19 protein-coding genes and 1 tRNA gene are annotated in these 25660 nt (G+C 71.1%); 11 read left to right on the top strand and 9 right to left on the bottom strand.

The genetic code is table 11. The features are described 5' to 3' along the window. Positions 1-50 precede the first annotated feature (50 nt). Positions 51-1169, top strand: coding sequence for an acetoin utilization protein AcuC (locus tag AB6A66_RS00895; protein WP_371054656.1), 1119 nt, complete (start codon positions 51-53; stop codon positions 1167-1169). 167 nt (positions 1170-1336) lie between these two features. Here the strand turns inward: AB6A66_RS00895 and AB6A66_RS00890 are convergent. The 3 genes from AB6A66_RS00890 to speB all read right to left on the bottom strand — a co-directional run bounded on the left by AB6A66_RS00890 (position 1337) and on the right by speB (position 4747). Further along, positions 1337-1410, bottom strand: a tRNA-Gly gene (locus AB6A66_RS00890). A 61-nt stretch (positions 1411-1471) separates the two neighbouring features. After that, on the bottom strand, positions 1472-3517 hold the full coding sequence (locus AB6A66_RS00885) for an ASKHA domain-containing protein (RefSeq protein ID WP_371054411.1): 2046 nt from the start codon (positions 3515-3517) through the stop codon (positions 1472-1474). Positions 3518-3787: 270 nt separating this feature from the next. Then, positions 3788-4747 carry an agmatinase gene (gene speB / locus AB6A66_RS00880; protein ID WP_371054410.1) on the bottom strand — a complete coding sequence of 320 codons (960 nt, stop codon included), beginning with the start codon at positions 4745-4747 and terminating at the stop codon, positions 3788-3790. A 134-nt stretch (positions 4748-4881) separates the two neighbouring features. Here speB and guaB point away from each other — a divergent pair, with 134 nt between their 5' ends. From guaB to AB6A66_RS00865, 3 genes are all read left to right on the top strand, one after another. After that, positions 4882-6330, top strand: a complete 1449-nt coding sequence (gene guaB, locus AB6A66_RS00875; protein ID WP_371037726.1) for an IMP dehydrogenase — start codon at positions 4882-4884, stop codon at positions 6328-6330. Positions 6331-6351: 21 nt separating this feature from the next. Further along, the gene (locus tag AB6A66_RS00870; RefSeq protein WP_371054409.1) at positions 6352-7509 is read left to right on the top strand and encodes an RsmB/NOP family class I SAM-dependent RNA methyltransferase; all 1158 of its coding nucleotides are present in this window, start codon (positions 6352-6354) and stop codon (positions 7507-7509) included. Between the two features lie 107 nt (positions 7510-7616). Further along, positions 7617-9923 (top strand): ATP-binding protein, encoded by a 2307-nt coding sequence (locus AB6A66_RS00865; RefSeq protein WP_371054408.1) that lies wholly within the window; start codon positions 7617-7619, stop codon positions 9921-9923. A 27-nt stretch (positions 9924-9950) separates the two neighbouring features. Here the strand turns inward: AB6A66_RS00865 and AB6A66_RS00860 are convergent, their stop codons facing one another. Further along, on the bottom strand, positions 9951-10541 hold the full coding sequence (locus AB6A66_RS00860) for a gamma-glutamyl kinase (protein ID WP_371037723.1): 591 nt from the start codon (positions 10539-10541) through the stop codon (positions 9951-9953). 188 nt (positions 10542-10729) lie between these two features. On the opposite strand from AB6A66_RS00860, the gene recA reads away from it, so the two are divergent. The 4 genes from recA (at position 10730) to AB6A66_RS00840 (ending at position 15572) form a co-directional block, all read left to right on the top strand. After that, positions 10730-11806: a recombinase RecA gene (gene recA / locus AB6A66_RS00855; RefSeq protein ID WP_371054406.1), complete on the top strand. Its 1077-nt coding sequence runs from the start codon at positions 10730-10732 to the stop codon at positions 11804-11806. Between the two features lie 175 nt (positions 11807-11981). Further along, positions 11982-14669, top strand: a complete 2688-nt coding sequence (gene alaS, locus AB6A66_RS00850; protein ID WP_371054405.1) for an alanine--tRNA ligase — start codon at positions 11982-11984, stop codon at positions 14667-14669. A gap of 5 nt (positions 14670-14674) precedes the next feature. Further along, positions 14675-14962, top strand: coding sequence for a DUF1330 domain-containing protein (locus tag AB6A66_RS00845; RefSeq protein ID WP_371037975.1), 288 nt, complete (start codon positions 14675-14677; stop codon positions 14960-14962). A 61-nt stretch (positions 14963-15023) separates the two neighbouring features. Further along, positions 15024-15572, top strand: coding sequence for a histidine phosphatase family protein (locus tag AB6A66_RS00840; protein WP_371054404.1), 549 nt, complete (start codon positions 15024-15026; stop codon positions 15570-15572). Between the two features lie 10 nt (positions 15573-15582). Here the strand turns inward: AB6A66_RS00840 and AB6A66_RS00835 are convergent, their stop codons facing one another. From AB6A66_RS00835 to AB6A66_RS00825, 3 genes are all read right to left on the bottom strand, one after another. Next, entirely contained in the window at positions 15583-16269 is a 687-nt protein-coding gene (locus tag AB6A66_RS00835; RefSeq protein ID WP_371054655.1) for a DUF6639 family protein, read from the bottom strand. A 38-nt stretch (positions 16270-16307) separates the two neighbouring features. Then, on the bottom strand, positions 16308-18125 hold the full coding sequence (gene typA, locus AB6A66_RS00830; RefSeq protein WP_371054403.1) for a translational GTPase TypA: 1818 nt from the start codon (positions 18123-18125) through the stop codon (positions 16308-16310). Between the two features lie 64 nt (positions 18126-18189). Further along, on the bottom strand, positions 18190-18519 hold the full coding sequence (locus AB6A66_RS00825; RefSeq protein WP_371037717.1) for an SMR family transporter: 330 nt from the start codon (positions 18517-18519) through the stop codon (positions 18190-18192). A 165-nt stretch (positions 18520-18684) separates the two neighbouring features. On the opposite strand from AB6A66_RS00825, the gene AB6A66_RS00820 reads away from it, so the two are divergent. Further along, complete coding sequence (locus AB6A66_RS00820; protein WP_371037716.1) at positions 18685-19362, top strand: sugar transferase; 678 nt, start codon at positions 18685-18687, stop codon at positions 19360-19362. Positions 19363-19373: 11 nt separating this feature from the next. Further along, a complete protein-coding gene (locus tag AB6A66_RS00815; RefSeq protein WP_371037715.1) occupies positions 19374-21488 on the top strand; it encodes a Wzz/FepE/Etk N-terminal domain-containing protein in 2115 nt (704 codons plus the stop codon). On the opposite strand, the gene AB6A66_RS00810 is transcribed toward AB6A66_RS00815, so the two are convergent. Together AB6A66_RS00810 and AB6A66_RS00805 are read right to left on the bottom strand one after the other, a co-directional pair. Further along, positions 21476-23005, bottom strand: coding sequence for a hypothetical protein (locus AB6A66_RS00810; RefSeq protein WP_371054402.1), 1530 nt, complete (start codon positions 23003-23005; stop codon positions 21476-21478). The two genes, AB6A66_RS00815 and AB6A66_RS00810, sit on opposite strands and share 13 nt — an antisense overlap. Continuing rightward, positions 23002-24318 carry a lipopolysaccharide biosynthesis protein gene (locus tag AB6A66_RS00805; RefSeq protein WP_371054401.1) on the bottom strand — a complete coding sequence of 439 codons (1317 nt, stop codon included), beginning with the start codon at positions 24316-24318 and terminating at the stop codon, positions 23002-23004. The genes AB6A66_RS00810 and AB6A66_RS00805 overlap by 4 nt, the downstream gene beginning before the upstream one ends. A gap of 53 nt (positions 24319-24371) precedes the next feature. Here AB6A66_RS00805 and AB6A66_RS00800 point away from each other — a divergent pair, with 53 nt between their 5' ends. After that, positions 24372-25655 carry a DUF2793 domain-containing protein gene (locus AB6A66_RS00800; protein ID WP_371054400.1) on the top strand — a complete coding sequence of 428 codons (1284 nt, stop codon included), beginning with the start codon at positions 24372-24374 and terminating at the stop codon, positions 25653-25655. The last annotated feature ends 5 nt before the right edge of the window (positions 25656-25660 follow it).

Here is a 25660-nt window from a genome sequence, read left to right as displayed (position 1 = left end):
GATGGCGGGCCGCGCTCGCCGCGGCCGGCGCGGACGCTAGAATGCCCGGTATGGACATGCCCCTCTTCATAGGTTCGGAAATCTACCGCGGCTCGAGCTACGGGCCGGATCACCCCCTGCGGGTGCCCCGCGTGCCCACCGTCACCGACCTGGCGCGCCGGCTGGGCTGGATCGCGCCCGGACAGTTCCGGCAGAGCCCGCGCGCCCGGCCCGCGGCGCTCGCTGCCTTCCACACGCCCGCCTATATCGCCGCGCTCGCCCGCGCCGAGGAAACCCAGTCGGTCGATGCGGCGACCCGCGCGCGTCACGGGCTCGGCACCCCGTCCAACCCGGTCTTCCCCGAGATGTTCCGGCGGCCGGCCACCGCCGCGGGCGGCTCGCTCCTCGCGGCGGAGCTCGTGGCGGGCGGCGGGGTCGTCCACAATCCCGGCGGGGGCACGCATCACGGCATGGCGGATCGGGCTGCCGGGTTCTGCTACCTCAACGACCCGGTGCTGGCGCTGACGCGCCTGCGCGCGCTGGGCCTCGGGCGGCTCGCCTATGTGGACATCGACGCCCACCATGCCGACGGGGTGGAGGCGGCATTCGCGGGCGCCGAGGGCATGTTGCTCCTGTCCACCCACGAGGAACGGCGCTGGCCTTTCACCGGCGCGCTCGCGGATCACGCGGGCGGTGTCGCCCTCAACCTGCCATTGCCGCGCGGCGCCCATGACGGCGATGCCGCGCGGGCGCTCGACGAACTGATTCTGCCCGCCGTCGCGCGGCACCGGCCCGACGCGATCGTGCTGCAATGCGGCGCGGACGCGGTGACGGAGGATCCGCTGTCGCGCCTCGCCTGGTCCAACAACGCGCATCTGGCCGCCGTGCGCGCGCTTCGCCCGCTCGCGCCGCGGCTGATCGTGCTCGGGGGCGGCGGCTACAACCCCTGGTCGGTCGGGCGCGCCTGGACCAGTGTCTGGGCCACGCTCGCGGGCCACGAGATCCCCGAGCGTTTGCCGCCTGCGGCCGAAGAGGTGCTTCGCGGGCTGCGCTGGACGCACCGGCTGGGCCGCAACCCGCCGGAGCACTGGTTCACCACTCTTCGGGACGCGCCGCGCGAGGGCCCGCCCACGCCCGGCGTGGCCGAGCGGATCGCGGCGCTGCGCACGCGGCTGCGCGCCGAGGTCTGAGGCGCGCGCGGCGATGCCTGCGACGGCCGCGCCCCATCCGGTCATTGCGCGAACGGAGGGCCAAAGACCCGCTGCACACCCTTGGCGCGCGGGGGTCGCCGACGCGGCATGTCTTGGCACGCGGGCCCGATTTCCGTGATGTCTCGGGAAGGATCCGGGGCCGGCCTTGGAGCGGGTAGCGGGAATCGAACCCGCGCGTTCAGCTTGGGAAGCTGACAGGCTACCATTACATCATACCCGCCCGGCCCAGAGCGGTTATCTAGCAGCGTGCCCCGCGGCCGGTCAAGGCCCCGTGCGGGGCGTCAGGCCCGCCGGCGCCGTCGCCGGCGCCCGCCGTCGTCCTCCCCGCCGCCCGTGTTGAAACTGACCTGCGGCAGCGGCACGATGCGAGAGAGTTCCGGAAACGGATCGGTCGCGTGCGGAATGGCGTTGGCGGCCACGAAATGCTCCTGGAAGCGGGGCTCGATCGCGGTCTCCACCTTGGTGATGCGCCGCACCGTGCGCTCGATCTCGGCCCGCGCGCCGGCGTTGCAAAGCGCGATGCGCGCCCCGGTGCCGGCGGCGTTACCGGCGGAGGTCACCTTGTCGAGCGGCACGTCGGGGATCATGCCGAGCACCATGGCGTGCTTGGGGGAGATGTGCGCGCCGAAGGCCCCGGCGAGCACCACGCGGTCCACCTTGTCCACCCCGCGCTCGTCCATGAGCAGGCGCGCGCCCGCGTAAAGCGCCGATTTGGCAAGCTGGATGGCCCGGATGTCGCCCTGGGTGACCGCGATGCGCGGCCCGCCCTCGGCGCTGGCGTCGTGGACGAGATAGGCGTGGGTCCGCCCCTCCGCGAAGCAGCGTGCCGTGCCGGTCTGCGCAGCCGAGCCGATGAGCCCGCCCGCGTCCATGATCCCGGCCATGCGCAGTTCCGCCACCGCCTCGATGATGCCCGAGCCGCAGATGCCGGTGATCCCGGTCTCGGCGATGGCGTCGGCAAAGCCGTCCTCGTCGGACCAGAGATCGCAGCCGATGACGCGGAAGCGCGGCTCCTTCGTCTCGGGGTCGATGCGGATCGCCTCGATGGCGCCCGGCGCGGCGCGCTGGCCCGAACTGATCTGCGCGCCCTCGAAGGCTGGGCCGGTGGGCGAGGAGCAGGCCAGCACCCGCGAGCGGTCGCCGAGCAGGATCTCGGCGTTCGTGCCCACATCCACGATGAGCGCCAAGTCCTCGGATTTGCCGGGTTCTTCGGAAAGAGCCACAGCGGCCGCATCGGCCCCCACATGCCCGGCGATGCAGGGCAGGATGTAACTGCGCGCGCGCGGGTTGATGGCGCAGAGACCGAGATCGCGCGCGTCCATCGCGATCGAATCCGAGGTCGCCAGCGCGAAGGGCGCCTGGCCGAGCTCCACCGGGTCGATGCCGAGCAAAAGGTGGTGCATCACCGGGTTGCAGACGAAGACCGTCTCCACGATGAGCGCGGGGTCGATCTCCGCCTCGCGGGCGATCTCGACGGCGAGCGCGTCAATGGCCTCCCGCACCGCGCGGGTCATCTCGGCCGCGCCGTTCTCGTTCATCATGGCGTAGCTCACCCGGCTCATCAGGTCCTCGCCGAAGCGGATCTGCGGGTTCATGATCCCCGAGGACGCCTTGACCTCGCCGGTGTCGAGGTCGGTGAGATGCGCGGCGATGGTCGTGGAGCCGAGATCTATGGCGAGGCCGTAAAGCCCGCCCTCGTGCAGGCCCGGCCAGACCTCCAGGATGCGCGGAACCGCCTCCTTGTGGGATTTGTGCAAGGCCACGGTGATCTGCCAGCCGCCTTTCCGCAGAACGGGTTGCAATTTCGCAAGCAGGGTCGGGTCCGCGGCGATGTCCTCCACGTCCCATTGCGCCTTGAGGGCGCGCGCCACGCGCTCCAGGTCGCCGGTCGGCTCGTGCATGTCGGGCTCGTCCACCACGACGAGGTGAAGCCGCGTGGCCGGGTCCATCTCGATCGCGCGCACGGCGGCGGACTTGCGCACGATCTGCCGATGGACCTGGCTTTCGGCCGGCACGTCGATCACCACGTCGCCCAGGATCTGTGCCTGGCATCCCAGGCGCCGGCCCGGCTTCAGCCCGCGCTTGCTGTCGTAACGCGCCTCGACCGCGTTCCACTCCGAAAGCGCGCCCTCGCGCACCGTGACGCCGTGCTTGGAGAATTCGCCGTAGGCGGGCGTCACCTGGCACTTGGAACAGATGCCCCGCCCGCCGCAGACAGAGTCGAGATCGACGCCGAGCTGGCGCGCCGCGGTCAGGACGGGCGTGCCCGCCGGAAAGCGCCCCCGCTTGCCCGAAGGCGTGAAGACGACGAGGGGATCGGTACTCATGCTGTGTGGACCTCGCTCATTTCGATGCGCCGCCAGAACATAGGACGTCGAAGGCCGCGTGTCGGCCCGCAACCGGCAGAATCTTGCATGGCCGCGTCATCTTTCGATCCGCGGCCGGGGCTGACGCGCCACGCCGCGCCCGGGGCGGCCGGCCCCCGGAGGCCGGTCCCGATGGCGATCCCGCGCGCCGTGTCCGTTCCCCTGGACGGCGCGAAGCGCGAGCGATGCGGGACGGGGCCGTGCCGCCCCGCCCCGCCCGCGGTCCTCGTCTCAGCGCGCGCCGCGAGCGTGGAAGATGAAGCCGAGAAAGTTCAGGAGAAGCTGGGCGGCGAGGATCTGGGTGGAGCCCGACGGGTCGTAGTCGGGCGCGACCTCGACGAGGTCGAGGCCCGCAACCTCGTGACGCCGCGCGACCTCCTGAAGAAGCTCCAGCACCTCGTAGTAGAGAAAGCCGCCATGGCTGGGCGTGCCGGTCCCGGGCGCGATCGAGGGGCAGAAGGCGTCGATGTCGATGGTGACGTAGATCCGCGCGCCTTCGGGCAGCCTTTCGGCCAGCGCCTTGGCGCCGAGGCGGCGCGCTTGCCGGACCGACAGGATGTCCGAGCCCATGCGGCGGGCATCCTCGTAGCCCTCGCGCGCGGTGGAACTCACGTTGCGGATGCCGAGCTGCGTCAGTCCGGTGACATGCGTTTGCTCGGCGGCGCGGCGCATCGGGTTGCCGTGGCCGTGGCGCACGCCGTGGCGCTCGTCCACGAAATCGAGATGCGCGTCGATCTGGAGGACGTGGATGTCGCCGCACCCCGCGAAGGCGCGGATGCATGGGATGTTCACCGAGTGATCGCCGCCGATCACCACCGGCAGCGCGCCCGCGTCGAGGATCGCGCGCACGCCCGCCTCGATGTTGGCGTGGCTCTTCTTGGTGTCGGTATGGACGATATCGGCGTCGCCGATATCCGCGATGCGCACAGAGGCGGGCAGGTAGGTCGCGTCGTCCTCGTGGTCGTAGGCGCCGGCGTGGCCGAAGCTGAAAAGCGTGGAGGCGTCGCGCACCGCCCTCGGCCCGAACCGCGCCCCCGCGCGCCACTGGGTGCCTGCATCGAAGGGCGCGCCTAAAATCGCGGCGTCGGCCGCGATCGCGCCCCAGTCGGTCTGGATCTCGCGCTTGCCGAAGCTCGCGATACCGGTGAAGGGCAGGTCGAGCCGCCCCGTCTCGTAACCATGTCCGGCCATTCGGACCCCCGTTCCACGTCACCCGTAGCCTGCCGCCCGACCGGCGGCCCGTCCAGCCGGAATCGGTCTTTCGCCTCCCCGCCATCCATGCAATAGGGAAGCGCCAAACGATCCCAGCCGAGGACAGGACGGACATGGAGATTCGCGAGGCGCTTACCTTCGACGACGTGCTGCTTGTACCGGGCGCCTCTTCGGTGCTGCCGGGCGAGGCAAGCACGGCCACGCATGTCACGAAGGCGATCGCGCTCAACATCCCGCTGCTCAGCTCGGCGATGGACACGGTGACCGAAAGCCAGATGGCGATCACCATGGCCCAGGCGGGCGGCATGGGCGTCATCCACCGCAACCTCGACGTGGAGGTGCAGGCGCGGGAGGTGCGTCGCGTGAAGCGCTTCGAGTCCGGCATCGTCTACAACCCGATCACCCTGCGCCCCGACCAGACGCTCGCCGATGCGAAGGCGCTGCAGGAACGTTACCGCGTCACCGGCTTTCCCGTCGTGGACGAGCGGGGCCATGTCGTCGGCATCGTCACCAACCGCGACATGCGCTTCGCCACCGACGACGACACGCCCGTGCGGGTGATGATGACCTCAGAGAACCTCGCCATCCTGCGGGAGCCCGCGGACCGCGAGGAGGCCAAGAGCCTCATGAAGGCGCGGCGGATCGAGAAGCTGCTGGTGACAGACGCGTCGGGCAGGCTGACCGGCCTTCTGACGCTCAAGGACACCGAGCAGGCGGTCCTGAACCCCACGGCCTGCAAAGACGGGCTGGGCCGGCTGCGCTGCGCGGCGGCCACCACGGTGGGCGATGCGGGCTTCGAGCGGTCCGAGGCGTTGATCGACGCGGGCTGCGACCTGATCGTGATCGACACCGCCCACGGCCATTCCGCCGCCGTCGCCGAAGCGGTCACGCGGGTCAAGCGGCTGTCGAACGAGGTGCAGGTGGTCGCGGGCAACGTCGCGACCGCCGAGGCCACCCGCGCCCTCATCGACGCGGGCGCGGATGCGGTAAAGGTGGGCATCGGGCCCGGCTCGATCTGCACGACGCGCGTGGTCGCCGGCGTCGGCATGCCGCAGTTCACCGCCGTGATGGACTGCGCCGCCGCGGCGGGGGACGTGCCGGTGATCGCCGATGGCGGCATAAAGTTCTCGGGCGATCTCGCCAAGGCGATCGCGGCCGGGGCGTCCTGCGCGATGGTGGGCTCGATCCTCGCGGGCACCGACGAAAGCCCGGGCGAGGTGATCCTCTACCAGGGCCGGAGCTTCAAGTCGTATCGCGGGATGGGAAGCCTTGGGGCCATGGCGCACGGCTCCGCCGACCGGTATTTCCAGAAGGACGCAGCGTCGGACAAGCTGGTGCCCGAGGGCATCGAGGGGCAGGTGCCCTACAAGGGCCCGGCCTCCTCGGTGGTCTACCAGCTCGTGGGCGGGCTGCGCGCGGCGATGGGCTACACCGGTTGCGGCACGGTGCCCGAGATGCGCCGCGGCTGCCGGTTCGTGCGGATCACGGGCGCGGGGCTCAAGGAAAGCCACGTGCACGACGTGCAGATCACCCGCGAAAGCCCGAACTACCGCCTTGGCTGAGCGCAGGCGCGGGGGCGGCGTGTGACGCCCGCGGCGCGGGTCGCGGCCGCCGCCGAGGTCCTCGACGAGATCCTCGCGGGCGCACCGGCCGAGCCGGCGCTTTCGGGCTGGGCGCGGCGCTCGCGCTTTGCCGGATCGAAGGATCGCCGGGCGCTTCGCGATCTCGTCTTCGACGCGCTGCGCAGGCGGCGGTCCTATGCCGCGCGGGGCGGGGCGGACACCGGGCGCGGGCTGATGCTGGGACGGTTGCGGGACGCGGGCGAGGATCCGGACAGCGTCTTCACGGGTGTCGGCCACGCGCCGCCTCCCCTGTCGGAGGCCGAGCGAACCGCCGGCAACCCGCCCGAGGGGGCGGCCGCGCGCGATTTGCCCGATTGGCTCTGGGACCGGTTCGAGGCCTCGCTCGGGACAGACGCGGATGGCGCGGCGCGCGCGCTTCGCGACCGGGCGCCGGTGCATCTGCGCGTGAACCTGCTGCGGACGGACCGCGCGGGCGCCGTGGCCGCGCTCGCCGGAGAGGGGATTTGCGCGCGCCCCGTCGAGACCGTCGAGACCGCCCTCGAGGTCACGGAAGGCGCGCGTCTTGTCGCGCGCAGCCGGGCCTATCTCGACGGGCTGGTGGAGCTTCAGGACGCGGCCAGCCAGGCCGTGGTCGCGCGGCTTGCGCCGCGCGCGGGGGGGCGGGTGCTCGATTACTGCGCCGGAGGCGGGGGGAAGACGCTGGCGCTCGCCGCGCTGGCGCGGGCGCCGGTCTGGGCGCATGACGCGCATCCGCGGCGCATGCGCGATCTGCCTGCGCGTGCGGCGCGCGCGCAGGCAGATGTCAGGATCGTGGACGATCCTGCGGCCGAGGGCCCTTTCGATATCGTGCTCTGCGATGCGCCATGTTCCGGAAGCGGGTCCTGGCGGCGCGATCCCGAGGCCAAGTGGCGGCTCGATCCCGAAGGTCTTGCCGGGCTCGAGGCTCTGCAGGCCCGCATCCTCGAGACCGCGGCCCAGCTCGTGGCCCCGGGCGGGCGGCTGGCCTATGCGACCTGTTCGGTCCTCGAGGGCGAGAACCGCGCACAGGTGGAGGCGTTTCTTGCCCGAAACCCCGGTTGGGTGCGGACCGATTGCCACCTGTGGTTGCCGGGCCCAAGCGGCGATGGTTTCTTTCTCGCGGTATTGACGGCCCAGTGAGGCCGCGCATTATGCAACTCAGAGGTGTCTTCGTCCGGCGTTAAGTGGCGCTTAAGCATCGCCGGACGTAATGCCCGTGGCTCGAATCGAAAAGGTGCCCCGACCCGGTGTCCGAAACGATGCTCTCTCTCGCGACGTCTCCGCGTGCCGACTGGCAGATGTCGCGCCGCTTCTGGCTGCTCCCGCTCATCGGCATCTTGATGGTCGCCGCGGGCGCGATGGCCCCGTCGCCCGCCTTCGCCGCCGGGGCCTTCGCAGCGGGGGCGACGCTTCTGGTGCTGTCGGCGATCATCCGCGCGGCGGAAACCTGGTCGGCGCGCCGCCGGCGCCGCAACTTCGCCGCGATCGCGGAGTTCGTCCGGCACGACGCGGTGCCGTGCCTTCTGTCCGACGAGGCCGGGGCGCTCTGCCTGTGGAATGCCGCGGCGGAACGTCTCTACAACGCAGAGGCGCACGAGACGCTGGCGGGTGCGCTCCGCAGCACGCTGGCCAGCCCCTCGGCCGTGCTCGGCCGGCTGTCGCTCAAGGCGCAGGCTGCGGGTGCTGCGCGCGAGGACGTGGTGACCCGCAAGGGCAATCTGCGGCTCTCGGCGCAACGGATCGGCCCGGGGGCGCTGCTGTGGCGGGTCGAAAGTTTCGGGGACCGCGCCGCCGCGGCGGGCGGCGGCGACACGCTCGGCATTCCGCGGCTCACCGCCGGGCGCGGCGGCGCGATCCTGTTCATGAACGACGCGGCGCGGCGTCTGCTCGGCGCGCGGGTGAAATCGCTGAGCCAGATCTTCGACGCGCCGCCCGTGTCGGGAGAGGTGGCCCGGGTCGCTGCCGCCGAGGGCTCCCTGGATTGCCTCGTGGCCGAGGGCGAGGGCGGTGGCGGCCGCCGCGATCTCTATCTGTTTCCCGCACCCGCGCGGACGGACCCCGTGCCGGCCTCCGACCGGGAGACGATCGACAGGCTGCCCGTCGCGCTGCTGAAGCTTGGCGCCGACGGGCGGGTTCTCGCCGCCAACGGCGATGCGCAAAGGCTTCTGGGCAGCGACCCCGAGCCCGGCACGCGGCTCGCCGACCTGATGGAGGGGCTGGGCCGCCCCCTGGACACCTGGCTGGAGGAAGCGGTGAGGGGCGTGGTGCGCTCGGAATTCCTGCGGCTGACGCGGCGCGACCAGGAGGTGTTCGTGCAGGTCACGCTGAGCGCGATCACGGAACGCGGGGCGTCCGCGCTGCTGGCTGTCCTGCACGACGCGACGGAGCTCAAATCGCTGGAGGCGCAGTTCGTGCAAAGCCAGAAGATGCAGGCGATCGGGCAGCTCGCCGGCGGGGTGGCGCACGACTTCAACAATCTGCTGACCGCGATCTCGGGGCACTGCGATCTGTTGTTGCTGCGCCGCGACCAGGGCGATCCCGACTACGGGGATCTTGTCCAGATCCACCAGAACGCGAACCGCGCCGCGGCGCTGGTGGGTCAGCTTCTCGCCTTCTCGCGCAAGCAGACGCTTCGGCCGGAACGGCTCGACCTGCGCGACACGCTGGCGGATCTTACCCATCTGCTGAACCGACTGGTGGGCGAACGCGTGTCGCTCACGCTGGTGCATGATCCCGATCTGCCGCCCATCCGCGCCGACAAGCGCCAGCTCGAGCAGGTGCTGATGAACCTCGTTGTGAACGCGCGCGATGCCATGCCGCGTGGCGGGGAGATCCGGATCGAAACGCAGCGCCTCCACCTCGCCGACCCCTGGCGGCGCGACCGCGCCGAGGTGCCGCCGGGTGATTACGTCGCGGTCAGGGTCACGGATGAGGGCGTCGGCATCCCGCCGGACAAGATCGGCAAGGTGTTCGAGCCCTTCTACACCACCAAGCGGACCGGGGAGGGCACGGGGCTCGGCCTTTCCACGGTCTACGGCATCGTCAAGCAGACCGGCGGCTTCGTCTTCGTGGACAGCGGCCCCGGGGAGGGTGCGACGTTCACGCTGCTTTTTCCCGCCCCGGCCGATGCGGCCGAGGCCAGCCCGCGGGACGGCGCCGCGCCCGAGGCCGGGCGCGCCCTGGCACACCGCGAGGCGGTCGTGCTGCTGGTCGAGGACGAGGTGCCCGTGCGTGCCTTCGCGTCGCGTGCGCTCAGGCTGCGGGGACATACTGTGCTGGAGGCCGGATCGGCGGAGGAGGCGCTCGAAACGCTGCGCGGGAGCGACCTCGACGTCGATGTCTTCGTGACCGACGTGGTGATGCCGGGACGCGACGGGCCGAGCTGGGTGCGCGAGGCGCTGCGCGATCATCCCGGCATTCGGGTGGTGTTCGTTTCGGGCTACGCCGAGGAAAGCTTCGGTCGCGAGAGCACAGACATCCCGAACGCGGTGTTTCTCCCGAAGCCTTTCTCGCTCGATGAGCTTACCGAAACCGTGCAGCGCCAGCTGCACTGACCCGGGGCGGCCACCGTTTCCGGGCACTCACCGGCTTCCCTCCCAAAGCGCGTAATCCTCCGCGCAGACCTCCCGCAACGCCGCGCGCGTTGTTGGCGCAAGCTCGAGCGGCGCCTCGGGCGACACATTGCGCCGGGCCGGCGCCGGCCGGACGCCCAAGCGCGCCTCGAGGAAATCCAGCAGCGATCCGGGCGCCTCGTAGCGAAAGACATGATCGGCTGCCGTGCCATTGCGCCGCGGCGCGAGAAATGCCGACTGGCTGCCGACCCGCGCCCAGGCGGGCTGCGGCTCCGAAAGGTAGCCCTGGACGAACGCGTCGAAGCCGAGCCGTTCGGTGGAGACGGGCTTGCCCCGCGTGAAGGGCCGCCGCCGGTAGCGATACCAGCTCCCGAGCCAGCTTTCCGGTTCGCGCACGACCGCGATGGTCTCCATCTCGCCCGCGAACTTTTCCAGCATCGGCCTGAAGAAGCGGTTGTAGCGCCAGATCGGCGCGTGCTTGAGCTCGGGCGGGTCGCGCACAACGAGGCTCGCATGGGGGGCGAGGGCCTCCGCGTAGGCGGTCGTACCGGTCTTGGGCACGGCGAGAAACACCAGTCCCTGCTTCGCGAAAACCAGCATGGCGCGCGTCCGACCTCCCGTGACCTGCACGGTTAAACTACTTCTTAACCGTTGTGCGGGAAAGTACGGGCAAGAGGGATTTTACTTGAAATGTTCGCTTTTTGGTCTCACAAGGGAAGCAAGAACACAAAGTGAACAAAGGCAATCATTGCCGCTCGGCGCGGCGTGTGAAATAAGGACGAAACCCAATGGCAACGGCAGACCTTCTCTCCATGGACAGCAAGAAAAGCGCGGACAAGCAGAAGGCGCTCGACAGCGCGCTCGCCCAGATCGAGCGCCAGTTCGGCAAGGGCTCGATCATGAAGCTCGGCGCCGACAACCCGGTGAAGGATATCGAGGCCACCTCGACCGGATCGCTCGGGCTCGACATCGCGCTCGGGATCGGCGGCCTGCCCAAGGGGCGCATCATCGAGATCTACGGCCCGGAAAGCTCCGGCAAGACGACGCTGACGCTGCATTGCGTCGCAGAGGAACAGAAGACGGGCGGCGTCTGCGCCTTCGTGGACGCGGAACACGCGCTCGATCCGCAATATGCCCGCAAGCTCGGCGTCGACCTCGACGAGTTGCTGATCAGCCAGCCCGACACCGGCGAGCAGGCGCTCGAGATCACCGATACGCTGGTACGCTCCGGCGCCGTCAGCATGGTGGTGGTCGATTCGGTGGCCGCCCTCACGCCCAAGAGCGAACTCGAGGGCGACATGGGCGATTCGTCCGTGGGCGTGCAGGCCCGCCTCATGAGCCAGGCCATGCGCAAGCTGACCGGCTCCATCTCGCGGTCGAAATGCATGGTGATCTTCATCAACCAGATCCGCATGAAGATCGGCGTGATGTTCGGCTCCCCCGAGACGACGACGGGCGGCAACGCGCTGAAGTTCTACTCCTCCGTCCGCCTGGACATCCGCCGGATCGGCTCGATCAAGGACCGCGACGAGGTCGTGGGCAACGCCACGCGCGTGAAAGTGGTCAAGAACAAGGTCGCGCCGCCGTTCAAGCAGGTGGAGTTCGACATCATGTACGGCGAGGGCATCTCCAAGACCGGAGAGCTTCTCGATCTCGGCGTGAAGGCCGGGGTGGTGGAGAAATCCGGCAGCTGGTTCAGCTACGGCGACGAGCGTATCGGCCAGGGCCGCGAGAACGCCAAGACCTATCTGAAAGAGAACACGGCCGTCGCGCTCGAGATCGAGGACAAGATCCGCGCCGCCCACGGGCTCGATTTCCATATGGCCGAGGGCGGCGACGGCGACGGCGAGGTGATGGAAGGCTGAGGGCCTTCCCTCCGGACCCGGAAAGCGGTCGGCGCGGCGCTGCGGCCGACCCCTTTCGCATGGACAGCGCCGCGGCACGGGGATAGAGGTTCCGGAACCCGGCAGGGCCCCGTGCCGCAGCGCCGCGCCCGAGCCGTCGGGGATGCCATCAACCGTCCGGAAGACCGCCCGCCCGATGCAAAGCCTCAACGATATCCGCACCACCTTCCTCGACTATTTCAAGCGGCAGGGTCACGAGATCGTGCCGTCGAGCCCGCTGGTGCCGCGCAACGACCCCACGCTGATGTTCGCGAATTCGGGGATGGTGCAGTTCAAGAACCTGTTCACGGGGCTCGAGCACCGCGATTACACCCGTGCGGCCACGGCGCAGAAATGCGTGCGCGCGGGGGGTAAGCACAACGACCTCGACAATGTCGGATACACCGCGCGGCACCACACCTTCTTCGAGATGCTCGGCAACTTCTCCTTCGGCGACTACTTCAAGGAGCAGGCGATCCCCTTCGCTTGGGAGATGGTCACGAAGGAACTCGGCATCCCGAAGGACAGGCTGCTCGTTACCGTCTATCACACGGACGACGAGGCGGCCGATCTGTGGAAGAAGGTCGCGGGCCTGCCCGACGATCGCATCCTGCGTATCGCCACCGATGACAATTTCTGGATGATGGGGGCCACCGGCCCCTGCGGCCCCTGCTCGGAGATCTTCTTCGACCACGGCGAGCAGTACTGGGGCGGTCCCCCGGGCAGCCCGGAGGAGGATGGCGACCGCTTCGTCGAGATCTGGAACCTCGTCTTCATGCAGTACGAGCAGTTCGAGGACGGCACGCGGCGCGAGCTTTCGGCGCAGTCGATCGACACCGGCATGGGGATCGAGCGGGTGGCGGCGCTCCTGCAGGGCACCAACGACAATTACGCCACCGACCTCATGCGCAGCCTGATCGAGGCCTCGGCCAACGCGTCGAACACCGATCCCGACGGGCCGGGGCGCACCCATCACAGGGTGATCGCGGACCATCTGCGCTCCACCTCCTTCCTGATCGCGGACGGGGTGATGCCTTCGAATGACGGGCGCGGCTACGTGCTCCGCCGGATCATGCGCCGGGCGATGCGCCACGCCCATCTCCTGGGCGTGAAGGAGCCTCTGATGCACCGGCTGGTGCCCGCGCTCGTCGCCAAGATGGGCGCGGCCTATCCCGAGCTCGGCCGCGCGCAGGCGCTCATCGAGGAGACGCTGAAGCTCGAGGAGACGCGCTTCCAGCAGACGCTCGACCGGGGGCTGAAGCTTCTGGAGGAGGAGCTTGCGGAGCTGCCCGACGGCGCGTCGCTGCCGGGCCGCACGGCGTTTCGGCTTTACGACACCTATGGCTTCCCGCTCGATCTGACCCAGGATGCGCTGCGCGAGAAGGGCCGCGCGGTGGATGCCGAGGGTTTCGAGACCGCCATGGCCGAACAGAAGGCAAAGGCCCGCGCGGCCTGGTCGGGCTCTGGAGAGGCGAAGGACGCCGCGATCTGGTACGATCTCGCCGAGACCCACGGCGCCACCGATTTCCTGGGCTACGACACCGAGACCGCCGAGGCCCAGCTGCTCGCGCTGGTGCAGGACGGGCGCGAGGTGGCGCAGGCGCATCCTGGCCAGGCGGTGCAGATCGTGCTGAACCAGACCCCGTTCTACGCCGAGTCCGGGGGCCAGGTGGGCGACACCGGCGTCATCGCCACCGACGCGGCCACGGCGCGCGTGACCGACACGAAGAAGGTGGCCGGGGTCTTCATCCACTTCGCCGAGGTCGAGGAGGGTGTACTGGAGCCCGGGCAGCCCGCCCGGCTCGAGGTCGATCACGACCGCCGCACCGCGATCCGCGCCAACCATTCGGCCACGCACCTTCTGCACGAGGCGCTTCGCGAGGCGCTCGGGGATCACGTGGCGCAGCGGGGCTCGCTCAACGCGCCGGACCGGCTGCGGTTCGACTTTTCCCACGCCAAGCCGCTCACCGAGGCGGAGGTCGCCCGCGTCGAGGAAGAGGTGAACGCCTACATCCGGCAGAACGCGCCGGTCGAGACGCGCATCATGACCCCGGACGACGCCCGCGCCATCGGCGCACAGGCGCTTTTCGGCGAGAAATACGGCGACGAGGTGCGGGTGGTGTCGATGGGTATGCAGCCGGGCTCCGGCAAGGGCGGGGACGGGCGGACCTATTCCATCGAGCTTTGCGGCGGCACCCATGTCCGGCGCACGGGCGACATCGGGGAATTCGTGCTTCTGGGCGACAGCGCCTCGAGCGCAGGCGTGCGCCGGGTCGAGGCGCTCACCGGCGAGGCCGCGCGCGCCCATGTCGCGCGGCTGCGCAAGCTCGTCGAGGACGCGGTGGCCGAACTGCGCACCACGCCCGAGCACCTGGTAGAGCGCGTCCGGGCCGATCAGGCCAAGCTCAGGGAGCTTTCGAACGAGGTGGCGCAGCTTCGCCGCGATCTCGCCATGGCGGGCGGGGCCGGGCAGGGGGGGGGGCAGCCCGCGCCCAAGGACGTGCAGGGCGTGTCGTTCGTCTCGCAGGTGCTCTCGGGCGTCTCGGGCAAGGATCTTCCACCGCTCATCGACGAGATGAAGGCACGGCTCGGATCTGGCGCGGTGCTGCTCATCGCGGATACCGGCGGCAAGGCGGCGGTGGCGGCGGGGGTGACCGACGATCTGACGGACCGGCTCTCGGCGGTCGAGATCGTGAAGGCGGCCGTCTCCGAGCTTGGCGGCAAGGGTGGCGGCGGCCGGCCCGACATGGCCCAGGGCGGGGGCAAGGATCCCGCGAACGCCGATGCGGCGATCAAGGCCGCCGAAACCGTGATCGCGGGCGCGCCCGCCGAAGAAGTGGAATGACAGCCATGCCCGCGCTCTGGATCGCCCATGTAACCGTCACCGACCCCGAGGGGTACGGGAAATACGCCGAACTCGCCGGCCCCGCCATCGCCAAGCATGGCGGGCAGTTCATCGCCCGCGGCGGGCGCTATGTGCAGCTCGAGGGCCAGGAACGGCCGCGCAACGTCGTGGCGAAGTTCCCCTCCGTCGAGGCGGCCGAGGCGTGCTACCATTCTCCCGAGTACCAGGAGGCGCTGAGCCACGCCCGCGGCGCCTCGGAGCGCGAGCTTCTCATCGTCGAGACCACCGGGTAGCGCGCCCGCTGGACGGTCGGCCGCCCAGTCCTAAGGTCTCGATAGCGAAGGGAGGGTCCCGATGCGCCGCTTGATCGCCGCCGTGCTGGTCATCTGTCTGCCGCTCTCCGTGGCCGCGCAGGATCTTTCCGCACTGAAGGCGCCGGGGGCGGTCGCGCTCATGCGGCACGCGCTCGCGCCGGGAACGGGCGACCCGGCAGGCTTCACGCTCGGGGACTGCGCGACCCAGCGCAATCTCTCGGAGGACGGCCGCGCGCAGGCCCGCCGAATCGGCGCGGCGCTGCGCGAGGCGGGCATCGTCTTCGACCACGTCTGGACCAGCCAGTGGTGCCGCTGCCGCGAGACCGCGGAGCTTCTGGAACTCGGCACGTTGGCGGAGCGCCCGCCGCTCAATTCCTTCTTCGGCGGACGCGGCGATACCGCCGCGCAGACGGCGGCCACGCGGGCGCTCCTCGACGCGCTCCCCCAAGGCGAGCGGGCGATGCTCGTGACGCATTACGTGAACATCCGCGCGCTCACCGGCGTCGCGCCCGGCTCGGGCGAGATCGTGGTGGTGCAGCGCGGCGAGGACGGCCTGCGCGTCGCCGACCGCATCCTGATCGCGCCCTGAGACGGGGCGTTCAGTAGGCGTCGAGCCCGAGCTGCGCCTCTCCGGAGATGAGCCGCGCAACGAAGCCGCAGCCGTTCTCCGGCCGCGAGAAATGCGTCCACGCCCAGGCGGCGAAGGTGTCCGGCGCGGCGACGGCGATGAACTCGTTCAGCCGCTCTTCGGTCACGCGGTCCAGCCCGCGCGCCGCGCCGGTAACGATAGCGCGGTGCTCGGGCGCGAGGGCCTGCATCTGCATCGTGTAGGCGACGTATTCGTGTTCGGCGAGGCAGGGCGGCGCAGCGCAGGGCTGCTGGGCGAGCGCGGCGTGGGCGAGTTCATGCACCACGAGGCTGTCGAAGAGCGCCTCGCGCGGGATGTCGCGCAGCACGCTGTCCGGCGCGAGGGCGGCGTCGAGCGCCGCCGGCGTCACGAGGCGGAGTTCCAGCCGGTCGCAATCATATGCGCCGAGGCACGAAACGTCGCCATGCGCGATCTCCGGCACCGCGAGGATCACGAGCGGCGCCCGGATCGGCAGGCCGCAAGCTTCGAGTTGCTCCGCGCCCGCCTCCGCCACGCGGCAGATGTGTTCGTTCAGCGTGGCGTCCGGGCTCGCCACGGTGAAGGCACCGCTCGGGCAAATAATGGTGCCGCCCGCCAGCGGGGCAGGGGCGAGGAGGAACGCCATCGCGAGCGCGGCGAGGGTCGGGCGCGGTCCCATGGGCAAGGCTAGGCCGTCCTGCGCCCGCCCGGCAAGCCTCAGGTGGTCTTGGCGGCGCGCTTGCGCTCATGCGGGTCGAGGTGGCGCTTGCGCAGGCGGATCGCGTTCGGCGTCACCTCGACGAGTTCGTCGTCGTCGATGTAGGCGATGGCCTCCTCGAGCGTCAGCCGCGTGGCCGGCGTGAGCCGCACCGCGTCGTCCGAGCCGCTCGCCCGGACGTTGGTGAGCTTCTTGCCCTTGAGCGGGTTCACCTCGAGATCGTTCTCGCGCGAATGCTCGCCGATGATCATGCCCTGGTAGACGCGCTCCTGCGGGCCGATGAAAAGCCGCCCGCGCTCCTCGAGGTTCCAGAGAGCGTAGGCCACCGCCTCGCCGTCCTCCATCGAGATCAGCACGCCCGCCCTGCGGCCGGGTATCGGCCCCTTGTGCGGCGCCCAGCCGTGAAACACGCGGTTCAGGACGCCGGTGCCGCGGGTGTCGGTCAGGAACTCGCCGTGATAGCCGATGAGCCCGCGCGAGGGGACATGGGCGACGATCCGCGTCTTTCCCGCGCCCGCGGGGCGCATCTCCACCATCTCGCCCTTGCGAGGGCCGGTCACCTTCTCGATCACCGCGCCGGAATACTCGTCGTCCACGTCGATGGTGACTTCCTCGATGGGCTCGAGCGTCGTGTCGTCCTCCTCGCGCATCAGCACCCGGGGGCGCGAGATCGAGAGCTCGAACCCCTCCCGGCGCATGTTCTCGATCAGGACGCCCATCTGAAGCTCGCCCCGGCCGGCGACCTCGAAAGCCTCGCCGCCCGGCGTGTCGCTCACCCGGATCGCCACGTTCGATTCGGCTTCCCGCATCAGCCGCTCGCGGATCACGCGGGACTGCACCTTCTTGCCGTCGCGCCCGGCGAGCGGGCTGTCGTTGATCCCGAAGGTGACCGAGATCGTGGGCGGGTCGATCGGCTGGGCGGGCAGCGGCTCCTCGACCGCGAGCGCGCAGATCGTGTCCGAGACGGTCGCCTTCGACATGCCCGAGAGCGTGACGATGTCGCCGGCCACGGCCTCGGGGATTTCCTGCTGGGAGAGGCCGCGGAAGGCCATGATCTTCGAGACGCGGAACTGCTCGATCTTCTGGCCCATGCGGCTGATCGCCTGAACCGTCGCGCCCGCCTTGATCCGGCCGGATTCGACCCGGCCCGTCAGGATGCGGCCCAGGAAGGGATCGGCGCCGAGCGTTGTGGCGAGCATGCGGAAATCCTCGCCCTCGCGGTGCAGCTGGCGCGGCTTCGGCACGTGGTTGACGATCAGCGCGAAAAGCGCGGACAGATCCTTGCGCGGACCGTCGAGCTCGGTGTCGGCCCAGCCCGCGATGCCCGAGGCGTAGAGATGCGGGAAATCGAGCTGGTCGTCGTCGGCGCCCAGATTGGCGAAAAGATCGAACACCTCGTCGAGCGCGCGGTCGGGTTCCGCCGCGGGCTTGTCCACCTTGTTGAGCACGACGATCGGCCGCAGCCCCAGCGCGAGCGCCTTCGAGGTCACGAACTTCGTTTGCGGCATCGGTCCCTCGGCCGCGTCCACCAGGAGCACCACGCCGTCGACCATGGACAGGATGCGTTCCACCTCGCCGCCGAAATCGGCGTGGCCGGGCGTGTCGACGATGTTGATGCGCGTGCCCTTCCAGTCGACCGAGGTCGCCTTGGCCAGGATGGTGATGCCGCGCTCGCGCTCGAGATCGTTGGAATCGAGCGCGCGCTCGGCCACGGCCTGGTTCTCGCGGAACGTGCCGGACTGGCGCAGGAGCGCGTCCACGAGCGTGGTCTTGCCGTGGTCCACATGCGCGATGATCGCGATGTTGCGAATGTCCATGTCGGGGAGGTCCGGAAGTTGTTGTCGGGGCCTGATAGGGGCGCGGGCCCGGAAAGGCCAGCCCCTAGTGCGGCCCGGTGTCGGAAAAGAGGTTGATCACCAGGATCCCCGCGAGGATGAGGGCGATCCCGGCCACGGCGGGCCAGTCGAGCCGCTGCCCGAAAAGCGCAAGCCCGATCAGCGCGATGAAGACGATGCCGAGGCCGGACCACATCGCGTAGGCGATCCCCACCGGAAAGAACCTGAGCGCCTGGGCAAGCAGGAAAAAGGACGTGGCGTAGGCCACGACCACGATGACCGAGGGCACCAGCCGCGTGAACTGCTGGCTCGCCTGGAGCGCCGTGGTGCCGATGGTTTCGGCCAGCACCGCGAGGATGAGCGTGACATAGGGCATGGGGTGATCCGCGCCTTGGCCGAAAAGGGAATCGCCCGTCACCCTAGGCCGGGAGACGCGCACGCGAAACGGGGATCGCGGCTGCACCGGTGCGATTAACGATTTGTTAGGGTTAACCGCACCCTAATGCACCGGAGAGACCGCCGATGGTACCGGAGCGCCGCGATGCTGCCAATACAATATCTTCACGCCGACCGGGTGCGGGCGGATCGAGGCTGCGACACGGCGGTGAGCGTTGCGCCGTCCGGATCTTCCGGGGCGACGTTCCGCAGGGCAAAGCGCGCCTTCGATCTGGTGCTTTCCGTGATGCTGCTACCGGTTCTGGTCACCGTGGCGGCCCTGCTGCTTTGCCTGAACCTGGTCCTGAACCGCGGGCCGCTCGTTTTCGCGCAGGAACGGCTGGGACGCCATTGCCGGCCGTTTCGTGTCTACAAGTTCCGCACCATGCGGCCCGGGCCGGACGCCTTCGCGGGTGCGCTGGCCACGGCCGAACGGCATCGCATCACGCCGCTTGGCGGTCTGCTGCGGCGCACCCGTCTCGATGAGCTGCCGCAGGTCGTGAACGTGCTGCGGGGCGAGATGAGCCTGATCGGCCCCCGTCCCGACATGCTGGATCACGCGCGGCGCCACCTGTTCTCGGTTCCCGGCTATCGCGCGCGCCATGCGGTGCTGCCGGGCATCAGCGGTCTCGCCCAGGTGGTCGAGGGCTACGCCGAAACGCCGGAGGCGGTACGTCGCAAGGTCGAGGCCGACCTGCGTTACATCGCCGAGGCGGGCTGGCGGCTCGAGGCGTGGATCGTCTGGCGCACGCTTCTCGTCGTGCTCCGTGCGCGCGGCATCTGAGGGCGCGCCCGGTGCAGGAGCTTCAGTTCGTCCGCTCGGGCCAGCGCCCCATCACGCTGCCGGCGGCTGCGCCGGAACCGGACGAGCCCGGCCTGTCCGACCGTCTGGGCGCGCTCTGGCGCGGGCGGCGGACGATGGCGGCGACGACGCTCCTCGCGCTGGCACTCGGGGCGGCCTATCTCGGCTACCTGGCCGAGCCGCGTTACCGCGCCACGGCCACGCTCGCGCTCGACGTGCAGGGCGCGCGCGTGGTCGACCTGGAACAGGTGGTGGGCGGGCTTCCCGTGGGAACCGCGGCGATAAACACCGAACTCGAGGCGATCCGCTCTCCCGCGCTGATCGGCCGGCTTGTCGCGGACCTGGGGCTTTCCGGCGACCCCGAGTTCAACGCGGACCTGCGCCCCGCCCCCGGCTGGTGGCCGACGCGCATGTTCGACGCCCTGCGCGACCGCCTCGGGCGCGTGCCGCCGCCGCCGGGCGAGGGCGAGACGCGCCGCCGCGTGGTGGAGGCGGCAGGCGCCGCTCTCACCGTCGCGGGCCAGCCGCGGAGCTACGTCTTCACCCTGTCCGCGACGACGAGGGATGCCGCGAAATCCGTGCGGATGGTCAACACTCTGGCCGAATTGCACCTGTCGCGGCAAGTGGAGCAGAAGCTGCGCGCCACGGACGAGGCTGCGGACTGGCTGTCGCGACGGGTGCGGGAACTCGATGCGGAGCTTCGCGCGCAGGAGGCCGAGCTGACGCGGTTGGGTGCGGACCGCGACGTCTCTGGCGGGCCCGCGGCGCTCGAGGCGGTGTCGTTCCAGCTGGCCGAGCACCGCCGGACGCGGGCCGAGGCCGCGGCGGCCGCGGCGCAGGCGACGGCCCGTGCGGCGTCGCTGCGCGCCGTGACCCAGGGCGCGGAGGCGCCCGAGACCGGTGCCTTGGCACAAATGCGCCAGGAGGGCGCCTCGGAGGACGCGGTCCGCGCGCGCGCCGCGCGTCTTGCCGAGGCGGCGGAGGCCGAGGCCGCGCAGGCCCGCGCGACGGCGGCGCGGTTCGCCGAGGCCGAGGCGCGCCTGACCGAGCGCAGCGAAGGCCAGGCGGCCGATCGCGTGCGCGCGGAGCAGATGGCGCGCGACCTCGACGCGACACGGGTGCTTTACGAAAGCTTTCTCGCCCGGCTCAAGGAAACCACGGTGCAGCGCGGCCTGCAGCGTCCCGACAGCCGGATCGTCGCGCTTGCCGAAGGCGCGGAGCAGGTCGCGCCCCGGATGGCTGTCGTTCTGGCACTGGCCGGTCTGGCGGGCCTTGTCGCCGGCGGGGCGCTCGTCCTTGCACGGGACGCCGCGCGCGAGGGCTTTCGCACCGCGGAGGAGCTCGGGCGCGCGGCGGGCGCGCCCGTCCTCGGCGAAGTCCCTTGCCTGCCCGTGCGCCGGCGGGCGCGGCTGCTGTCCTATCTCGAGGCAAAGACCGCCTCTCCGGGCGCCGAGGCGGTGCGCAGCCTGCGCACCTCGCTTCTGTTCTCCGATCCGGTGCGCCCGCCCCGCGTCGTGGCGCTGCTGTCCTCGGTCCCCGGAGAGGGCAAGAGCACGATCGCCGTCGCGCTCGCCCACGACCTCGCGCGGCTGGGCCGCAGGGTCCTTCTGGTCGAGGGTGACCTTCGCCGCCGCGTGCTTGGCCAGTATCTGGGCGGCGCGGGCGGTGCGGGGCTTGGCGCGGTGATGACCGGCTTCGCGAGCCTGGAGGAAGCGGCGCGGCCCAACCCCGCGCTGGGTGCCGACGTGCTGCCCGCCGGCCCCCGCACCGGCGACGCGGCCGACCTGCTGGCCGCGCCGGGCTTCGCCCGGCTGATCGAGGCGGCCCGGACGCGATACGATCACGTCATCATCGACACGCCGCCCGTGCTTGCCGTGCCCGATGCGCGGCTGGTGGCGCCGCTGGCGGATGCGGTGGTTTACGTCGTGCGCTGGAACCGCACCACGCGCGAGCAGCTCGACGAGGGGCTGCGGCAACTCGACCTGGTGCGCGCCGCGCCGCGGGGGATGGTGCTGAGCCGGGTCGATCCGGCCGGAATGCGGCGTCTCGGCCATGCGGGCAGGTCGGGCGCCTATGCCGCTTATGGGCGCGCCTACTACCAGCCCTGAGCGCGCCGCCGGCGGGCAAGGCTGATAGGCGCCGGGCCGTGGCCGAGCCACCGGGCGAGCCAGCCCAGCGCCCCCGCCGCGCCGATATAGGCGAGGTAGATCGGGAGCGGACCCAGGATGCCGGTCACCACGAAGCGGTTCGGCCCGAGGATCGCCATCTCGAGCGCGAGCAGAACCGCGGGCAGCATGATGAAGGCGCGCGCTCTGACCGCCCCTATCGCGTGCGTGGACATCATGGCGAAGAGCCATCCGACAAGGGGACAGCCGAGCCAGAGCCCGGCCCAGCCGAACTGCCAGTAGAGATCGCCGTAGATCGAGAGCGCCAGGAAACTCTCGGCATCCGGCGCGCCCGTGACCAGCCGGTGGACCTCGAGACCGGGGCCGGGAAGGACCGGTTTTCCCGGCCAGAGGACCCGCGGCACCAGATAGACCCACGCATCGGCCAGCGGCAGATAGGACAGGCCGCGTGCCTGGGCCTCGATGGCGAAGGCCTGGGGGCCTGCGAAACTGAGGCGTGTCCACCAGCCCTGCCGGCCGCTCGCCCCGGCGGCCGCCGCCCCGGCGCCAGGGTCGCGCAGATAGTCCCGCGCGATGCCCGCCCGCGCGGCGTAGCCCGCGCCGTTGAGCGTTCCCGTGGCGTCCGCCACGGCCGCGCGCCCGTGATGCACGTAGGGCTGCGCGGCCGTGTAAAGCGCGCCGGCGAGCGCGAGCGAGATCACCAGCCGCCCGGGCTTGCGGTGGGCGAGGAACGCACCGATCGCCGGCAGCACCAGGGCGAGCATGATGTCGAGCTTTGCAAAGGACAGCGCCGAAAGGGCGAGGTGCAAAGGCCAGAGCGCCCGGAACGCGGCCCGCGCGCCACGATGCCCCGCGGCGGCGGCGAAGGCGAGAAGGGCGAACCCGACATCGGTCAGCGCGCCGAGATTGCTGACCGCGCCTGGCACCACGCGACCGGTCAGCCCCCATTGCCCCGGGTTGATCAGAAGATACTTGAGCGCGCCGCCCGCGATCACGAAAGCGAGCCCGAGGCGGAGGGCGTCCACCGTTCCCCGCGCGCGCGTGCGGCCGCGCGCCCAGTCGCGCGGCGCGGCGATCATGTGCAGCCACAGGCCCGACAGGACCAGCGTGACCCCGACGGCGGCCAGGGCGCTCGCCTCGAGCAGCCGTTCGGGCGAGAGCGCCAGCGGATGCGCGGCGAGCGCGGCGCGCGTGGAGGCGGTTCCGTAGACCTCCACCAGCGGGCCGAAGCCCGAGAAGACCGCCGCCTGCGCCGGAAACCAGAACGCGGCGGACCAGACCGCCTCCGGCATGGTGCGGGCGACCTGGCGGACGAGACCGGCGAGGATGAGGATGAAGAGGACCGGCAGCGTGCCGTTGACCGTGCCCGCCGCGCCCGGCGGAAGCGTCAGGGCGGAGAGCCCGATCCAGAGGCCCGAGAGCGGCCAGAGCGCGAGTAGCGCTCCGAGATAGGCGGCCCGAAGCCGGGCTGCGGCGTGCCGGGCGGAGGCGTCGTTCATCGCGCCCATGTCCGGATGCCGAGGCGGTGGGCGGCCGCGCGGGCGAGAAGCAGATGCGCGAGCGCGAGCGAGACGACAGAGGCGGCCGCCGCGCCCGGCGTGGCGAAGGCGGGAATGAGGACCGCGTTGAGCGCCGCGTTGAGCGCCGCGCCGGCCGCCACCGCCTTCACCGTCGCCATCTCGTGCCCGGCCATGTTCAGAAGCGCGTCGGCCGGCCCCGTGGCGGCGACGACCAGCAGGCCGACGCAGAGGAAGACCGCAAGCGGCGCCGCCGTGGCGAAGGCGGGGCCGACCAGCGCCTCGATCGCCGGCGGACCGGCGAGGGCCACAGCAAGCGCGGCGCCGGCGACCGACAGGGCGGCGAGCCGCGCCGCGCGGGTCGCGAGGGCCTGCAGTTCGTCCCGCGCCCCCGCCGCCCAGAGCCGGGCGAGGCGCGGTTGCAGCACCGTCGCCACGATCTGCCGGCCGATGAGCGCCGTGCCCGCGATCTGCGCCGCGATCCCGTAGACGGCGACGCTTTCGGGCCCCTCCAGAACACCCAGCATCAAGAGATCGAGCCGGGCGTTGACGAGGGCCGCGGCGGTGATGAGCGAGAGCGGCAGGAGACTTCGCAGCCAGGCGCGGGCGGCGTAACGGGGGTGAGCAGTGGCCGGCGCCGGCGCAAGGCGCGCCATCGCAAGGAGCGTCCACGCAAGCGCCCCGGCCACCGCACCCGCGTGAAGCGCCATGGCGCCCGCAGGCGAAAGGCCCCCGGCGGCCAGCGCCAGCGCGACGAAAGCCAGAAGAAGAAGCGGGCGGAGCGCGCCGTCGGGCAGAGCGCCCGCGAAGGGTTTCTCGTGACCTTGCAGAAGGGACGCCGCGACGCGAAGAAATCCGAGGCCCGCGACGAGCGGCACGGCCAGAAGCGCCACGCCCGCGCCGCCACCGGTGGGGGCCGCGACGAGGGCCCAGCCGAGCGCCGCGAGCCCGAGCAACCCGCTCGTCCCGGCGACGAGGCCGAATGCCCAGCGGCGCAGCCCCCGCAGCGTGGCCCGGTCGTTTGTTGCGCGCGCGACCGCCGTTTCGCGAACGACCAGAGTGGGCAGCCCTGCAAGCACCGGCATCGCGAGGATCTGCGCAAGCGCCAGCGCGAAGAGATATTGCCCGTAGCCATCCGCCCCGAGCGCCCCGGCGAGCAGCACGGTCAGCGCGATCCCGGCGCCGAGGTTGACCGCGCGGACGGCGGCGAGGCGCACCCCCGCCCCCAGAAGCCCCGTTGCCTGCGTGCGGTGAGGCAGGGCGGTCTCAAGCTTTCTGCGCGAGATCACCGCCACCCGAACACGCCGCGCCCGCGCCCCCGCGGGTCCGGCAAGCCAGGAGCCGTCCCATGGATCAGTCGCCCGCGCTGGGGCTTCCCTATATCCTGCCCAACCAGGCCCAGAAACATGTCACCCACAACGAGGCGCTGCGCGTGCTCGACGCGGTGGTTCAGATCGGCGTCGCCTCGCGGGGCGAGACGAGCCCGCCGCCCGCGCCCGCGGACGGAACCCGCCACATCGTGGCCGCGCCCGCGGCCGGCGCCTGGGCCGGGCAGGAGGAGGCGCTCGCCGCCTTCCTCGACGGGGCGTGGCATTTCTTCGCGCCGAAGGCGGGCTGGCTTGCCTGGGTCGCGGACGAGGCGAGGCTTCTGGTCTGGGACGGGGCGGCGTGGCGCGTCGCCGCGAGCTCCGACATGGCGACGCTTTTCGGCGTGAATACCGAGCCCGACGCGGTGAACCGGCTTTCCGTCAAGTCCGACGGCGTTCTCTTCTCGCATGACGACGTGACGCCCGGCTCTGGCGGCGTGCGGCTGACGCTGAACAAGCAGGACGCCGCGGCTACCGCCTCGGTGCTGTTCCAGTCGGGCTATTCCGGCCGGGCGGAATTCGGCCTCGCGGGGGACGACAACTGGCGCGTGAAGGTTTCGGCCGATGGCGTGAGCTGGCGCCCCGCGCTTGCCGTGGACGCGGCCACGGGGCACGTCGCGGTGGGCGCGGCGCAGCCGCAGGGCCCGCTCCACGCCGAGGGGGAGGACGCCGCGCTGGTGCTGGGAAACGCGCTCCATCCCGCGGCGATATGGTCGGTCGCCCCCGGTCGGCCGGGCTTTTACGAGGATCACCTGATCTTTGCGCATGGCGGGGATCTGTCCGATCCGGCGACGCACCGGATGCGCCTGCCGAAAAGCGCCGCGCCGCCGAGCTTCCCCGAGGGGCTCGCCGTCTCCGACGGCAAGCGTTTCGCCAGCGAGACGAGCGCGGCGCTCGCCCACTACATCCCCTTCGACGGAACCCGCGGGCAGCTTGCGTTTCGTGGCGCGGACGGGGGCGGGACCGCGCGTTTCCGTCTGACGGCCTACTACCACGACGGCGCCTGGCATGCCGCGACCGCCGGCGGCTGGATGGTGGATGCGGCAGGCCCGCGCCTCGGCGTGGGCACGGACGCGCCGAGCGCCACGATCCACGCCGAAGGGCCCGTGCGGGTCGGCAGTTTCTCCGTCGCGGCGCTGCCCGATGCCGTCGCGGTCGGCGCGGGCGCCATCGTATTCGTGCCCGACGACATCGGCGGGCCGGCGCTTGCCTTCTCGGACGGGACCGTCTGGCGGCGCGCGGCGGACGGCACGTCGATCCCCTGAGCGCC

It is taken from the genome of Rhodosalinus sp. K401 (assembly GCF_041365735.1).
Taxonomy (GTDB): domain Bacteria; phylum Pseudomonadota; class Alphaproteobacteria; order Rhodobacterales; family Rhodobacteraceae; genus Rhodosalinus.
This window is presented reverse-complemented; position numbering and strand designations above follow the sequence as displayed.